Below are 15,815 nucleotides of genomic sequence, written 5' to 3'. Positions count from 1 at the left end.
TATTATTTGTAACTTCTTTCTTTTAATTCGACGTTTTCAAAAACCAGCGGTTCTTTATAAAGAACCGGTGTGCTGTCATCTCCCGCATATTCCCAGGCTGCCACATACGAATACCGGGAATCGATCCGCTGTGCTTCGCCTGTGGCGGTCTGGCTCTCCTCACGGAAGTGGGCGCCACACGACTCCTTGCGATCCAGGGCATCGGTGATCATCAGCTTGGCCAGGCCAAAAAAGTCGGCCACCCGAAGGGCTTTCTCCAGCTCCTGATTTAGTTCGGTGCTCGTCCCCGGGATCTTTACCTCTTTCCAGTATTCTTTTTCCAGTTCATCCACCATGGTGTATGCCTGCTTCAGCCCCGCTTCATTACGGGCCATGCCGCAATAGTTCCACATGATGTTACCGAGTCGTTTGTGAAATGACAGGGAGGTCTTTCTTCCATCAACGCTCATCAGCCTTTCGATCCTGTCCCTGACGTTTTTCTCAGCCGCTTCAAAAGCCTCTCCATCCGTCGAAATGCGGGGAATCCTTATCTCCCCGGCCAGATAATCGCTCAGGGTACAGGGCAGAATGAAATATCCATCACCGGCGCACTGCATCAGGGAAGAGGCGCCCAGACGATTGGCTCCGTGATCCGAAAAATTAGCTTCCCCGATGGCAAACAATCCCGGGATGGTCGTCATCAGGCCGTAATCCACCCACAGGCCCCCCATGGTATAATGACCCGCCGGATAGATCCGCATGGGTTCTTCATAGGGATCGCTGCCCGTAACCCGGTGGTAAAGTTCGAACAGGTTGCCATACTTCCCTGCAATGGTCTTTTTACCCTGCTGCTTTATGGCATCCTTGAAATCAAGGTAGACCGACAGGCCCGTGGGCCCCACACCATAACCCGCATCACAGCGTTCCTTGGCAGCCCTTGATCCCACATCCCTGGGTACCAGGTTGCCATAGGTCGGGTACCTTCTCTCCAGGTAATAATCCCTGTCCTGTTCGGGGATGTTATTCGGATGGCGCTTGTCACTCTTTTCCTTTGGGACCCAGATACGCCCGTCGTTACGAAGGGATTCCGACATCAGGGTAAGCTTCGACTGGTACTCGTTCAGCACGGGAAGACTGGTGGGATGAATCTGAACAAAGCTTGGATTCCCGAAGAATGCACCCCTTTTATAGGCAGCCCAGGCAGCAGTGGCATTGGAATTGATCGCAAGGGTCGAAAGATAATAGATCGTGCCGTATCCGCCTGTGGCCAGCACAACGGCGTGGGCGGCGTGCCGCTCGATCTCTCCGGTTACCAGGTTACGCGCAATGACTCCCCTGGCCTTTCCGTCGATCAACACCATATCCAGCACATCCCTGCGGGCATAAAAAGTAACGGTCCCCAGATCGACCTGCCGGCACAGTCCTGAATAACATCCCAGCAGTACCTGTTGTCCGGTCTGACCCTGTGCATAAAAGGTCCGGGAGACCTGAACTCCCCCGAAAGAGCGGTTGGCCAGCGTGCCTCCATACTCACGGGCAAAGGGCACTCCCTGGGCGACCAGCTGGTCAATGGAAGCCGAACTTACCTCAGCGGCCCGGTAGACATTCGCCTCCCTCGAACGGTAATCGCCTCCCTTGATCATGTCATAGAACAGCCTGTCAACACTGTCGCCGTCGTTCTTGTAATTCTTGGCCGCATTGATTCCTCCCTGGGCTGCCACAGAGTGTGCCCTCCGGGGCATGTCCTGATAACAGAAAACCTTAACGTTATACCCCATCTCGCCAAGGGTGGCTGCGGCTGCACTCCCGGCAATCCCGGTCCCAACGACGATTATGTCCAGTTTCTTCCGGTTTGCGGGATTTACCAGCCGGGAGTGACCCTTGTAATTTGTCCATTTCTCTGCCAGTGTGCCCTGCGGTATTTTTGCATCAAGTTTTGTCATTGGTATTTTAGTTTTTGTTCAGGGGTTAGGGTTGGGAGGCCGGTTTGGTTTAGAGGTGAGGTCTGGAGGCTTTTACTCTGATCTTTACCCCTAAACCAAACCGGCATCTTAACCTTTACCTCTAAACGAATATTCATCATTCATTCAAAATACAAGAAAATAAAGCGGAATACAGATAAATCCCAGTGGAACAATGATGGAATACAACGTCCCGATCCACCGGATGACGGGCGTATACTTGCTGTGATTCAATCCCAGCGACTGAAAGGCCGACTGGAACGCATGGTTCAGATGAAATCCCAGCAGGATGAGCAGAACAATGTAAAGAATGGCATAAGGCGCATTAGAAAACAGGTTGACCGCCATGGGATAGAAATCCTCCTCGCCCATTACCGGCGCCTGTCCCCGGGGAGGAGAAGTGATCCCAAGTTTGACAAAGTAAAAATTGATAAAATGGATCACCAGGAAAATAAAAATGATGATGCCCGTGTGGATCATGAATTTTGAGAAAAAAGAGGTGTGAGCCCATCCTTCCCTTCTGTACCTCTGGGGTCTGGCCCTCCAGTTCTGGATCTGCAGGATCGTTCCGTAAACAATGTGGATAAGAAAGGTGGCAAACAAGACGACCTCAAAAATCCGCACCAGGGGATTAGAGGTCATAAAATGAACGGCATTTTCGTAGACCTCCTGATGATTTTCGGCGATGGGCAGAATAAATAAATTAATGCCCAAATGCACCAGCAGGAAAAGCGCAAGGAATATCCCCGCAAAGGCCATAATGTATTTCTTTGTAAGTGACGACTGCTTGATCATTTCCCCGGGATTTTAGTGTCAAAAAATACGTGAGTGGTAACCTGAATGAAAAAAAATTAGTTCTTTTGTACGTGGATGTGGACAAAATTAGGATATGTTATTTGAATAACAATTGTACGGTATTTATTTTTAACGAGTATAAATAAACAGTTCATCCTTTAAACATGTTTCATGCGTTATAAACGAATTGACCCCGCATTATTCATCCGAAACCGGCATAAGCTCAGGGGAATGTTGCCCAAAAACGCCCTGGCGGTCATTCATTCCAATGATGAACTGTTGCGTTCGGGGGATCAGTTTTTCCCGTTCCGGCAGAATTCCGACATTTTTTATCTCACCGGTCTTGACCAGGAGAAATGCATTCTGACCATTTGCCCTGACCATCCCAATGAAAAATTCAGGGAGATCGTGTTCACGATAAAAACGGATGACCAGATCGCCACATGGGCCGGACATAAATACACCCGTCAGGAGGTCAGGGAGGTTTCCGGCATAGAAACCGTTCTGTGGCTTGAGGATTTTGAGATCACATTCCGAGACCTGATGGCCTCGGCCGATGTTGTCTATCTAAACCAGAATGAATACATCAAACTGACCAATGAGGTTCCCCTGCGCGATCTGCGCTTCGCACAGAAGATCCGCGACTTGTTTCCCGCGCACCGGTATGAACGGCTCGCTCCCCCGATGACCGAATTGCGGCTGGTCAAAGAACCGCAAGAGATCGACCTGATCCAAAAGGCCTGTGACCTTACCGGCCAGGCCTTTCTCCGGGTTCTGCGGTTCGTCAGGCCAGGAGTGATGGAATATGAAGTGGAGGCGGAAATGACCCATGAATTTATCAGGAACGGGTCCAGCGGGCACGCCTATCAACCGATCATCGGAGCCGGACGCAATGGCCTCGTCCTGCATTATCACGATAACGATGCCGAATGCTCCGACGGCGACCTGCTGCTGATGGATTTCGGTGCCGAATACGCCAATTACATTGCCGATTGCACCCGCACCATCCCGGTGAACGGAAAATTCACCCCCCGGCAGCGGCAATGCTATGAAGCCGTACTGCGGGTGATGAAAACGGCCACTGCATTCTTTGTACCGGGTAACAGCCCTGATTATGTGAACAAGGAAACCCATAAGCTGATGGAAAAAGAGATGATCGGCCTGGGCCTGTTCACACAGGAACAGGTTGACCGGCAGGATCCTGACAAACCGCTGTCTTTCAAATTCCTGATGCACGGCGTATCCCATCCGATCGGGCTGGATGTGCACGATGTCGGAAGTAAATACACCCCCTTCAAAAAAGGAATGGTGCTCACCCTCGAACCCGGACTGTACATTCCGGAAGAAGGCATCGGCATCCGCATTGAAGACGACATCCTGGTGGACGATGTCCCGCTCAACCTGATGGCCGGCATCCCGCGGGAACCGGAAGAAATCGAGGCACTGATGAAGCGGCTGTGAGCTTTACCTCCTGCCCCTCCCCATCCGGGAAGGGATCAGGGTAAATGACCGTTTGACCATTTAACAATTTATCAATAAATCATTTAACCATGTTCAAAAAAAGCATTTATGTCAATCGCCGCAAACAACTCAGGGCAAAAGTACGGTCGGGCGTGATCCTGATCCCGGGCAACACCGAAGCTGCAATGAATTACCCTGCGAATACGTATCATTTCAGGCAGGACAGCAATTTTCTCTATTATTTTGGTCTGGATCATCCCGACCTGATGGGCGTGATCGACGTGGATCAGAACAAAGAGTACATTTTCGGGAACGATATGGAAATCGAGGACATCATCTGGATGGGGCCGCAGCCCAAAATAAAAGACCGCGCTGCAGAAGCGGGGATCGAAAATACAGATTCCTTTTGGAAGGTGGCAGATCTTCTTGCCGCCGCCGTGAAAAGCGGAAGAAAGGTGCATTTCCTGCCAACCTACCGCGGAGAGCAGGTGATCCTGCTGCATAAGCTGCTGGGTCTGATCCACTCACGGGTGAACGATTACGCTTCCCCGGAACTGATCCGTGCCGTGGTCGCCATGCGGTCGGTGAAAGACCGGTATGAGGTGGCCGAGATCGAAAAAGCGGTGGACGTCGCCTATGAAATGTTCACCACGGCGATGAAAATGGCATACCCTGGTGTATATGAGCGCGAAATCCAGGGCGTTTTGGAGGGGATCTCCGTCGCCTATGGCAACCCGGTGTCCTTCCCGACCATTCTCTCGATCAACGGACAGACACTGCACAACCATACGCATGGCAACAGGCTGGTGATCAACCGCATGCTGGTAATTGACGCCGGATCGGAAAGCCCCTTGCATTATGCCAGCGACATTACCCGGACCGTCCCGGTGGGCGGAAAATTCTCCGCAAAACAAAAAGAAATTTATGAGATCGTGCTAAAGGCCAATCTTACAGCCATTGATGCCATGAAGCCGGGGGTCTCCTATAAAGATATCCATTTGCTGGCTGCCAGAACCATTGCACAGGGACTCAAAGACATCGGGCTGATGAAAGGCAACATCGAGGAAGCCGTGGCCGCCGGGGCCCACGCCCTGTTCTTCCCCCACGGGCTGGGACATATGCTCGGACTGGATGTCCACGACATGGAAGGCCTTGGAGAGGATTATGTCGGATATGACCCTACGGTGAACCGGAGTGAGCAGTTCGGCCTGGCCTATCTCCGTATGGCTAAAACCCTGATGCCCGGCTATGTGCTGACCGTCGAACCGGGAATCTATTTCATTCCCGAACTGATTTCACAATGGATGGCGGAACAAAAATTCCGGGACTTCGTCCATTATGACAGGCTGGCCGATTATAAGGAGATCGGGGGAATACGGATCGAAGACGACGTACTGGTCACCCCCGAAGGACACAAGGTGCTTGGCAGACCCATCCCAAAAACAGTGGAAGAGATCAAAAACGCCTGCCGCCGGTAAAAAGCTTCATTCCTTACTGCCGGATGAAAATGGCCTTGATGATCTGAGCGGCCATCTTGGGATTTTCCTTTAAACGCCGGGTCGAGTAACCAAACCATTTTATTCCGTAAGGTACATAAATACGCATGGGGTGCCCTTTGTCGACCAGGTTTTTTCTCCGTTCAGGGGTGACCCCGTAGAGCATCTGGAACTCATACCTGTCTTTGGGAACGCCGTATTTCTCGATCAGGCGCAATGCTCCCTGGATCAGTGGAACATCATGCGTTGCTATGCCGACATAGATCCCGTTCTGGAACATAAATTCCAGATCCTCCAGATAATGTTTGTTGACCTCATCGTATTTCTTGAAGGCAATCTCGGCAGGTTCAACGTAGATCCCTTTGCAAAGCCTGTAATTCAGCGGAACCTCTTTGCTGTGCAGATCCATCAGATCCCGCAGGTCCTTGCTTGTCCTTTTCAGATAGGCCTGCACCACCAGCCCGACATTCTTTGGAAATTCCTTTTTTAACCGGCGGTACAGGGCGATCTCCATGTCGGTGCATTGTGAGTCTTCCATGTCAATCCGGATAAAGTTGTCGTACTTTGCTGCCCTGGCAACGATTTCGCGGATGTTTTGGTAACAGGCCTCCTGGTCAATCAATAAACCGAACATGGTGGGCTTCACCGAAATGTTGCCGTCAATGCCTTGTTTCTGCAAAACATCCACCAGGTTCAGGTATTCATGCTTGTTCTCCTCCGCCTCATCCAGCCGGGTGATAAATTCACCCAGGACATCCATGGTGATACGGATGCCATCCGCATTGAATTCGCGGGATACCCGCAGGGCGTCTTCCAGTGTCTCCCCGGCAATATATTTTTTGGAAAAGATCCAGATGAATTTCTTCGGGAAATAGGGCAACATGGCCGCAATCATCTTGTTTATCATACGCTCGGATTTTTTGTGATACTATTGTTAATGAAATAACAGACAAAAGTAAATAGATTTTTTTTACCCAGGAGGGTGCATCCCCATTATTTCGTTCAATGGTTTTTTTCATTGAACCTTTGCGTGTTAGATTGTTTCGTGCAGGACGAAAGTTGATAAAGTGTAAAAAAAATACTACCTTTGCAAATCCCTTTGTAAAACACTGCCTATGGAAAAAATCAAGGTATTATTTGTTCACCAGGAAATTACACCCTATCTAAAAGAGAGTCCCATGGGGAAAATTGGCCGCTTCCTGCCCCAGGGCATTCAGGAAAAGGGAAAAGAGATCCGCACATTCATGCCCCGTTATGGCAACATCAATGAAAGACGCAACCAGTTGCACGAAGTGATCCGTCTGTCAGGCATGAACCTGATCATCGACGACACCGACCACCCGCTGATCATTAAGGTAGCCTCCATTCAGTCAGCGCGCATGCAGATCTACTTCATTGACAATGAAGATTATTTCCAGCGAAAATCAACCTTCACCGACAAGGACGGGGATTTTTATGACGACAATGACGAAAGAGCCATATTTTACTCGCGCGGGGTTCTGGAGACCGTAAAAAAATTAGGCTGGGGGCCCGACATTGTACACTGCCACGGGTGGATGACCAGCCTGGTCCCCCTGTACATCAAGCGTGCCTTTCACGAAAATCCCCTGTTCAGTGATACACGGGTCATCTATTCTGTTTATAATGACGATTTCCCGGGCTCTTTTAAAAAGGACTTCCATAAAAAAGTAAAAATGGATGGCATCACCACTGAGGATCTTAAGCATTACAAAGAGCCGACCTTCATTAATATTACCAAGGGAGCCATTCATTTTGCAGATGCTGTCATTGCGGGAAGCGAAAAGATGAATCCGGAAATTGCCGATCACCTGGCTTCCCTTAATAAACCATGCCTGCCTTACACATCCATCGACAGGTGTGTGGATGCCTATTCTGATTTTTACGATCGCGTTCTGTCCAGTGAAATGATTTCCAGATAAAATATATTGATGATATAAACGTTTTGCTGCAGAATCCAATGAATTTGAAAACGGGCCGTTCGGTTTATATCGTCACAGCATCAGGGGTATTCTTTTTGCTCATTTTTTTTCTGTCCTGTAAGAAAGATCCAACCACCATTGGCCTTGACCTTGTTGAGGGTGATCCCCTGGAAGTATTATTTTGCGACACCGCCACCATCATAGCCTATTCTGAGCTGGAGGACTCCATCCGCACGGACGAATCCACCTACAATCTGCTGGGATCCCTTTATGATCCTGTTTTCGGCAAGACTTCGGCGGCCATTTTCACGCAGATCAGTCTGTCATCCACAAATCCCGACTTCGGAACCAATCCGGAGTGCGACTCCCTGATTGTCCAGCTGCAGTATGCCGGTTATTACGGGGATACCAACACGGTGCAAACGATCCGCATTTACGAGATCACGGAGTCCTTGCGCATAGATACTTCCTATTACTCTTTCCAAACGGTTGCCTATGGTACGACGGAACTGGCATCGTATTCCTTTGCCCCGAAACCAACTGATTCCGTGCTGATCGACACCACCTATTATGAGCCGCACCTCCGGTTCAACATGGGCCCGGAGCTTGGGAACAAGATCCTTTCGGCTCCGGCGGCAGAACTCGACAGCAACTCTTCTTTCAAGGAATATTTCAAAGGATTGGCCATCATTCCGGATGATGTTGCCACTTCTCCGGGACAGGGATCCCTTCTGTATTTTAACTTCTATGCCACTATCTCCCGCATCACGATCTATTATCACAGCGATGAGGAAGACTCCCTGGTGTACAGAATGGCCCTCAACGCAACGTCGAACGCGCGCTTCGGGCATTTCGACCATTACGGGTATAACGAAGCTTCCGATCCGCTCCGCCAACAAATCATCCTGGGCGATACCACCTCTGGTAACGACTTACTGTATCTTCAGTCCATGGCAGGAGTGAGGATCCGGATTGTTTTTCCCTACCTGTTGAACATGGTAAAGGAAAACAACATCGCCATCAATGAAGCCCAGCTTATTTTTTACAACCTGGATCCCGGAGGGTTTTATCCGGCTCCCGGCCAGCTGGCACTCTACGGAAAGAACGACAGCACCCTTTTTTATCTGGCTGACCAGTCGGAAGATGCCAGCTACTTCGACGGTAAGTACAATGAACCCCGTTACCGGTTCAGGATCAGCCGCTATATTCAGGAGAAACTTCTGGAAAGGGACTCCACCACAGCATTGAATCTTTTTACCTCCGGCGCCTCCATTAATGCATCACGAGTGGTCATCGGCGGCCCCGGGGCACTTTCCAACAACATGAAGCTGCGGCTTATTTACACCAGGCCAACCATCTGATATCGGAATTCAATCCATTTTACCCAACATTATGTGCGGCATTGTAGCATACCTCGGAAACCAACAGGCACTGCCCATTCTGATCAACGGTCTTCGCCGGCTGGAATACCGTGGCTACGACAGTGCAGGCATTGCACTGATCAACGAACATATCCATCTGTATAAAAACCAGGGTAAGGTTGCTGATCTTGTTAACCGCATCAGTGGTCTTTCACTGGCGGGCACGGTGGGAATCGCCCATACCCGCTGGGCAACCCACGGCATACCAAATGATGTCAACGCCCATCCCCATTTCTCCCAATCCGGGAACCTGGCCATCATTCACAATGGCATCATCGAAAATTACTCCTCGTTAAAACAAATCCTCACAGAGAGAGGTTACCACTTCCGAAGCGATACCGATACGGAAGTGTTGATCCAGCTGATCGAAGATATCCTCAACAGTGAACAGGTACCGCTGGTTGAGGCGGTACAGGTGGCTCTTAATCAGGTGATCGGGGCTTATGCCATCGTTGTGATCTCGAAACATGAACCGGATATGCTGATTGCCGCCCGGAAGAGCAGCCCGCTGGTCGTCGGTCTGGGGCAGGGAGAGTATTTTCTGGCATCGGATGCAACTCCCATCGTAGAATACACCCAGGATGTGGTCTATCTGAACGATGAAGAAATTGCTATCATACGAAGAAATGAGCCACTGAAGATCAAGACCATCAAAAACATTGACAAGATCCCCTATGTCCAGAAACTGGAGATGAACCTGAGCGCCATCGAAAAGGGCGGATTTCCCCATTTCATGCTCAAGGAGATCTTTGAGCAGCCTGCATCCGTCAGGGACAGCATGCGCGGGCGTCTTGACGTTGAAAATGGGATCATCTCCCTGGGAGGGATCCGGGATTACCTGCAAAAGCTGATCGCGGCTGAACGGATCATCATCGTGGGCTGTGGAACCTCCTGGCACGCAGGACTGGTGGGTGAATACCTGATCGAAGAGCTCGCCCGCATACCCGTTGAGGTGGAATATGCCTCCGAATTTCGATACCGCAACCCGATCCTGTGTGAAAAAGACATTGTCATCGCCATCTCGCAATCAGGCGAAACGGCCGACACCCTGGCAGCCATTCAGCTGGCCAGGTCAAAGGGAGCCATCATCCTTGGAATCTGCAATGTAGTGGGGTCGTCCATTGCCCGTGAAAGTCATGCAGGATCCTATACCCACGCAGGCCCGGAGATCGGGGTGGCATCCACCAAAGCCTTCACCGCCCAGGTTGCCATCCTGACCCTGATGGCACTCGAAATTGCCAAAGCCAAGGGTACCATCACCCGGTCCCGCTTCTTCCGGATCATCCGGGAGCTCAATAAAATCCCCGAAAAAATTGAAAAAGTCCTTGAACTGAATCAGCGGATCCTTGAAATAGCCAAAAACTACAGCCACGTACGCAATTTTCTGTACCTGGGAAGGGGTTACAATTTTCCGGTGGCCCTGGAAGGCGCACTGAAGCTTAAGGAAATATCCTACATCCATGCAGAAGGCTATCCGGCAGCCGAAATGAAACACGGGCCCATCGCCCTGATCGATGATGAAATGCCCTGCGTGGTCATTGCGACCAACAAGGGAACGTACGACAAAGTGGTCAGCAACATCATGGAAATCAAGACCCGCAAGGGTAAGATCATTGCCATCGTCACCCAAGGTGACAGCATTGTTACGGAAAATGCGGATTATGTGATCGAGATTCCCGAAACCGAAGAGATGCTGGTGCCTCTTCTGGCAACAGTACCTCTCCAGCTGCTGTCGTACCACATCGCCATACTCCGCGGCTGCGACGTCGATCAACCCCGCAACCTCGCCAAATCCGTGACAGTGGAGTAAACGCCTTTTACCGACTGCCGACCGCTGACCGGCTATCGGCTACAGCCTTCCAGATACGGCATTCCAGTCAACGATGTTCCAGAAGTCAGCAACATAATCCGGCCGGCGGTTTTGTTTGTCGAGATAATAGGCGTGCTCCCAGACATCACAGGTGAGAAGCGGTGTCAGGCCACGCCGCAGAGGATTCCCGGCATTGCTTTCCTGAACGATTTCAAGCTTCCCGTCAGGATGGCTGACCAGCCAGGCCCAGCCTGATCCGAACAGGGTCGCCGCGGCCTGCGTAAACTTCTGCCTGAATTCATCCACCGTTCCAAATGCTTCCTCCAGTCGCCCGACCATTTTCGGCGGGAGCTGGACATTTCTTTCCGGGGTTAAACAGTTCCAGTAGAACGTATGATTCCATACCTGTGCCCCGTTGTTGAAAATGCCGCCTTCAGCCTTACGGACAATGTCGTCAAGGGTGGCACTTTCAAACGGAGTGCCCGGAATGAGCTTGTTCAGGTTATCGACATAGGCACGGTGATGCCTGCCGTAATGGTATTCAATGGTCTGCTTCGAAATGAACGGCTCCAGCGCGTCCATTTCATACGGTAATTTGGGTAATTCAAAAGCCATGGTTCTTATCGTTTTAAATGGGTTTTCCTTTCATCTCATCAACCGCCCTGAGAAAGATCTTATCATCCTGATTGAGGATGGGGTAAAATGCCTCATCGTTGAACAGATTCCTGCCGATATACGCTTTCAGCAAGTTGGCAATCATTGCACGGGTTGAGTTCAGTCCCTTTGCATCCCTTTCCAGCCCTTTTTCTTCACTGTACGCGATCAGTTTTTCAAACAAGGATTGGTCAACTTCGTATCTTTTAATAAAATTGCCTGCATCCGGATAGGTCTCCAGCATCCTGTCCCTGTTCCTGTCGGCAAAATCATACGCGAACTGATAGATCAATCCCTTGTTTATCAATTGGTTATAGTACCCGTAAAACTTACCTGTATCAATGGGCACATAGATATCAGGCATGATCCCGCCCCCTCCGTAAACCACTTTTCCGCCGGGAGTGTAATATTTAAGGGAATCCGGGAATTTAATACTGTCCTGGTTGTTAAGTTCACCGGTCTTCAGCCGCATCAACAGGTCCTCATAGTATGCTTCCTGTCCGTCGTTGTAAGGTCGCTGGATGCACCGTCCCGTAGGTGTATAGTAACGTGCTACGGTAAGTCTCAGGGCAGAGCCATCGGCAAGTTCCAGCTGCTGTTGCACCAGGCCTTTTCCGAACGATCTCCTTCCGATGATGACACCCCGGTCATTGTCCTGAACTGCTCCTGCAAGAATTTCGCTTGCCGAAGCCGATCCCTCATCGATCAGGATGCACAATGCAGCATCTTCAAGCCGGCCGCTGTGTGTGGCATACATATACTGGCGGGGACGGTTTTTACCCTCGGTATATACGATCAGTTTCTCATCGTCAAGAAACTCATCCGCCATTTTGGTGGCGGATTCCAGATACCCGCCAACATTCCCGCGAAGATCCAGGATCAGCTTGCTGCATCCTTGCTCCCTCAGTCTTTGCAAAGCGTCGTCAAACTCTTCCGGCGTGGTGGCAGAAAACCTGCTGACCTTTATGTAGCCGATCGAATCATCCACCATATATGAAATGTCAACACTGTAGAGCGGAATGACGTCCCTGATGATGATGAAATCAGCCTCTCCGGAGATCTCCGGTCGGTAGACCGTCACCTTCACCCTGGTTCCCCTGGGGCCCCTGAGTTTTTTTATGACATCCTGATTTTCCAGCTTTATGCCGGCGACAACTGTGTCGTTGATCCGGATGATCCGATCGCCGGAACGCAGTCCGGTCTTTTCAGAAGGACCTCCAGAAATGACCTGTACAACGTTGATCGTATCGCTTACGATCCTGAATTCAATTCCAATCCCTTCAAAGTTGCCCACAAGCGACTCATTTGCATCTTTCAGCATCCCGGCACTCAAATACTGCGAATGGGGGTCAAGATCGCCTAACATTCCGTTGATCGCATCTTCCCTTATGTTTTCACCGGATAAAGAATCCACATAATCCTGTTCGATGAAACGCAGGGCTTCCATGACCTTATCGGAACGCATTGCGGGAATAGGGATGGGTTTGCTGGTCCGGTTCATATAGCCCACCAGCCGCGCCCCGGCCCAGATCCCTATCAGCAACACAAGGATGATGAGCAAAGGAAGGCTGATCAATGTTCTTTTCGGTCGCTCATTCTCTGATTTTGATTCCATCATATTTGGTTTCAATGCCATTTTCATAAGTTATCACAATGAAGAGGGTTCCATCAGGATCAAATTTCAACCACTCCCCCTCTTTCAGGCCCATGACATACCTGCCCTCCTCCTTGATCTTTCCGTCGCCCCAGTAGTATAAGTGCTTTCCGTTTGGATTGTCGTCAATGAAATTACCAGTGAAACGAAGCTGTCCGTCCTGGTAATAGGAACTCCAGGTTCCGCTTCGCAATCCATTTCCGTAGGTGCCTTCTTCCCTTGAGCCATCGATGTCATAAAACCAGAATCCTTCTTCCCTGCCCTCGATGTATTCACCCGAACTGACAAGCTTTCCTGCTTCATCATATTCGACTGATCTGCCGTCGGCAAGATCATTCAGGTATTGTTCCTCCCGGTGCAGGGCTCCGGAGGGATAATACCATCTCCATACCCCGTCAAGCATTCCGCCCTGATTATAAAAACCTTCCTGCTCCAGGGTGCCGTCGGGATAATAATACTTCCATCCTCCCGTTTTTTTTCCGTTATCGTAATCCCCTTCCGCCTTAAGCTTTCCATCGTCATAGAACTCCTTCCAGGATCCCTGTTTTGTTCCCTGTTCATTCATGATGCCCTGACCCGTCATATTCCCGGCCCTGAACGTATAGGCCATCCATATCCTGCCATCTTCCGTGTATTCCCTCCTGACCCCTTCGGGGATTCCGTCCTTGTAACTGGCCACTGTCTTAACTTTTCCGCTGGGATAGTAATCTGTCAGGACATCCAGTTCAACAAGCTCTGCAACATTCTCCTGCAGTACATCATCCAGATACTTTTCAACGATGACCAGGTTTCCTTCGCGGTCGTATTGTTTGAAATAACCGTTTTTCAGATCATCACGGTAGGTGCCTTCAAGCCGTACCCGGCCGTTGTCGTAAAAATACGCCCATTTTCCCTGTTTGAGGTTATTTCTGTCTTTTCGGTTGATCTTTTCCCTGTTGACAATGAAACCTTTCTTATACTCGATCAGGGAGATGACCGTACCCTCCGGATCATACTCATAGGCCATTCCATCCTCGATCCCGTCCACAAACGGAACTGTTTTCTTTTTTTTACCATCCGGATAGAAATAAACCGTATTACCCTGCTTAATGTCATCCGCAAAATTTTCCTCGATCACCTCAAATTCCTGGATCGTTCGCCTGATGCCATTTTTTTTATTGTTACCGTAGGTAATTTCCAGAACCAGTTTTCCTTTTTCATCATAGAACTTCCACAGGCTGTCCAGAAGAAATTCTTTCCTGTTGCCTTCTGATTTCAGTGTTCCGTTTTCATAATAGGTCTTCCAGTATCCGTCAGGAACACCGTTGACCATTTTGCCCTCGCTGGAGATCTGTCCGTTTTCATGATAAAAGACATTTAGTCCATTCGGATTGATCACGTTCTGTTGTGCCGCACAAACGTATGTCCATAATAAAAAAATAAACAAAAACAGATATTTCATAGTTTTTTCACCTTATCCTGCGAATGAGGGATTCAATTCTGGTCACTTCATTTTCCGGATATTTCCAGCATGCGTTCGATGGGTACTCTTGCACGGTTGATCAGTTCATCAGAAAGAACGATTTCAGGGGCTTCGTTTTTCAGGCACAGATATAGCTTTTCGAGCGTATTCATTTTCATATAGGGACAATCATTGCACGAGCAGGTTGTATCGGAGGGAACAATGATGAATTCTTTATCCGGGGAGGATTTCTTCATCTGGTGAAGTATTCCTGTTTCAGTTGCCACAATGTATTTTTTACTGTCATCCCTGATCGTAAATTGAAGGAGGCCGGTTGTCGAACCAATGAAATCGGCCAGTTCCAGCACCTGTGCCTTGCATTCGGGATGAGCAATAAGTTTTGCATCCGGATTTTCAATTTTTAGCTGAATGATTTTTTCCGTGGATAGAATGTCGTGCACTTCACAGGTGCCATTCCATATAACCATATTTCGTCCGGTCATCCGGTTCACATACCCGCCCAGGTTCTTATCCGGAGCAAAAATAAGGGGCTGACTCTCAGAAAATGACCTGACGATCTGAAGCGCATTGCTGGATGTACAGATCACATCCGACAGGGCCTTGACATCCGCTGAACAATTGATGTACGATATGACTTTGTGATGGGGATGCTGTTGTATGAACCGTTCAAACTCGTCCGGCGGGCAGGAATCAGCCAATGAACATCCTGCAGCAGGATCTGGTAAAAGAACCCTGCTTTTCGGATTTACAATTTTGGCAGTTTCAGCCATAAAATGGACTCCTGCAAATACAATGATTTCAGCGTTGGCATTGGCTGCCTGCCTGGATAATCCCAGGCTGTCGCCAACAAAATCAGCCAATTCCTGTATTTCGGGGACCTGATAGTAATGTGCCAGAATGAGGGCATTCTTTTTCTGTTTCAGCCGTTTGATCTCTTCAATTATATGATCCTGTTTCATTCTTTTTCCGATGAATTAACAATACGAATTAATGAATAAACTTAATTAAAAAGATTATTATTATTAGTAAGGACTGTTCATAGTGTGTATAAAAGGACTGACTGATTTTTGGAAAATTCATTATTTGTCGTTCATTAACAAAAATCATACACTTATCATCTGATAAGTTGGTGACTGTGATAATTATGAACTTTTATTCACATATCGTTAATAACTCAGACGT

12 protein-coding genes are annotated in these 15,815 nt (G+C 49.2%); 5 read left to right on the top strand and 7 right to left on the bottom strand.

Going from position 1 to position 15,815, the window contains the following annotated elements:
• Positions 1–2 precede the first annotated feature (2 nt).
• A complete protein-coding gene (locus tag PKI34_04770) occupies positions 3–1,922 on the bottom strand; it encodes a fumarate reductase/succinate dehydrogenase flavoprotein subunit (GenBank protein HNS17118.1) in 1,920 nt (639 codons plus the stop codon).
• A 144-nt stretch (positions 1,923–2,066) separates the two neighbouring features.
• Positions 2,067–2,735 (bottom strand): succinate dehydrogenase cytochrome b subunit, encoded by a 669-nt coding sequence (locus PKI34_04765; protein HNS17117.1) that lies wholly within the window; start codon positions 2,733–2,735, stop codon positions 2,067–2,069.
• 171 nt (positions 2,736–2,906) lie between these two features.
• Between PKI34_04765 and PKI34_04760 the strand changes: the two genes are divergently transcribed.
• Both PKI34_04760 and PKI34_04755 read left to right on the top strand, forming a co-directional pair.
• Positions 2,907–4,196, top strand: coding sequence for an aminopeptidase P N-terminal domain-containing protein (locus PKI34_04760; protein ID HNS17116.1), 1,290 nt, complete (start codon positions 2,907–2,909; stop codon positions 4,194–4,196).
• 89 nt (positions 4,197–4,285) lie between these two features.
• Complete coding sequence (locus PKI34_04755) at positions 4,286–5,674, top strand: aminopeptidase P family protein (GenBank protein ID HNS17115.1); 1,389 nt, start codon at positions 4,286–4,288, stop codon at positions 5,672–5,674.
• Positions 5,675–5,687: 13 nt separating this feature from the next.
• Here PKI34_04755 and PKI34_04750 read toward each other — a convergent pair whose 3' ends face one another.
• Positions 5,688–6,599, bottom strand: a complete 912-nt coding sequence (locus PKI34_04750) for a proline dehydrogenase family protein (protein ID HNS17114.1) — start codon at positions 6,597–6,599, stop codon at positions 5,688–5,690.
• 208 nt (positions 6,600–6,807) lie between these two features.
• On the opposite strand from PKI34_04750, the gene PKI34_04745 reads away from it, so the two are divergent.
• Genes PKI34_04745 through glmS form a run of 3 tightly spaced genes read left to right on the top strand, consistent with a single transcriptional unit; the run spans position 6,808 to position 10,863 of the window.
• Positions 6,808–7,632, top strand: coding sequence for a glycogen/starch synthase (locus PKI34_04745; protein HNS17113.1), 825 nt, complete (start codon positions 6,808–6,810; stop codon positions 7,630–7,632).
• A gap of 38 nt (positions 7,633–7,670) precedes the next feature.
• Positions 7,671–8,993: a DUF4270 domain-containing protein gene (locus tag PKI34_04740; protein ID HNS17112.1), complete on the top strand. Its 1,323-nt coding sequence runs from the start codon at positions 7,671–7,673 to the stop codon at positions 8,991–8,993.
• Positions 8,994–9,024: 31 nt separating this feature from the next.
• Positions 9,025–10,863 (top strand): glutamine--fructose-6-phosphate transaminase (isomerizing), encoded by a 1,839-nt coding sequence (gene glmS, locus PKI34_04735; protein ID HNS17111.1) that lies wholly within the window; start codon positions 9,025–9,027, stop codon positions 10,861–10,863.
• 39 nt (positions 10,864–10,902) lie between these two features.
• On the opposite strand, the gene PKI34_04730 is transcribed toward glmS, so the two are convergent.
• The 4 genes from PKI34_04730 to nadA are packed head-to-tail and all read right to left on the bottom strand — an operon-like array spanning position 10,903 to position 15,592.
• Positions 10,903–11,478 carry a superoxide dismutase gene (locus tag PKI34_04730; protein ID HNS17110.1) on the bottom strand — a complete coding sequence of 192 codons (576 nt, stop codon included), beginning with the start codon at positions 11,476–11,478 and terminating at the stop codon, positions 10,903–10,905.
• Positions 11,479–11,491: 13 nt separating this feature from the next.
• On the bottom strand, positions 11,492–13,132 hold the full coding sequence (locus tag PKI34_04725) for a S41 family peptidase (protein ID HNS17109.1): 1,641 nt from the start codon (positions 13,130–13,132) through the stop codon (positions 11,492–11,494).
• Entirely contained in the window at positions 13,110–14,612 is a 1,503-nt protein-coding gene (locus PKI34_04720) for a hypothetical protein (protein ID HNS17108.1), read from the bottom strand. The genes PKI34_04725 and PKI34_04720 overlap by 23 nt, the downstream gene beginning before the upstream one ends.
• Before the next feature lie 47 nt (positions 14,613–14,659).
• Positions 14,660–15,592 carry a quinolinate synthase NadA gene (gene nadA, locus PKI34_04715; GenBank protein HNS17107.1) on the bottom strand — a complete coding sequence of 311 codons (933 nt, stop codon included), beginning with the start codon at positions 15,590–15,592 and terminating at the stop codon, positions 14,660–14,662.
• Between the last annotated feature and the right edge of the window lie 223 nt (positions 15,593–15,815).

It is taken from the genome of Bacteroidales bacterium (genome assembly GCA_035342335.1).
Classification (GTDB): domain Bacteria; phylum Bacteroidota; class Bacteroidia; order Bacteroidales; family JAGONC01; genus JAGONC01.
Note: the sequence above shows the minus strand (reverse complement) of the source record. Positions and strands in the feature narration are given on the sequence as shown.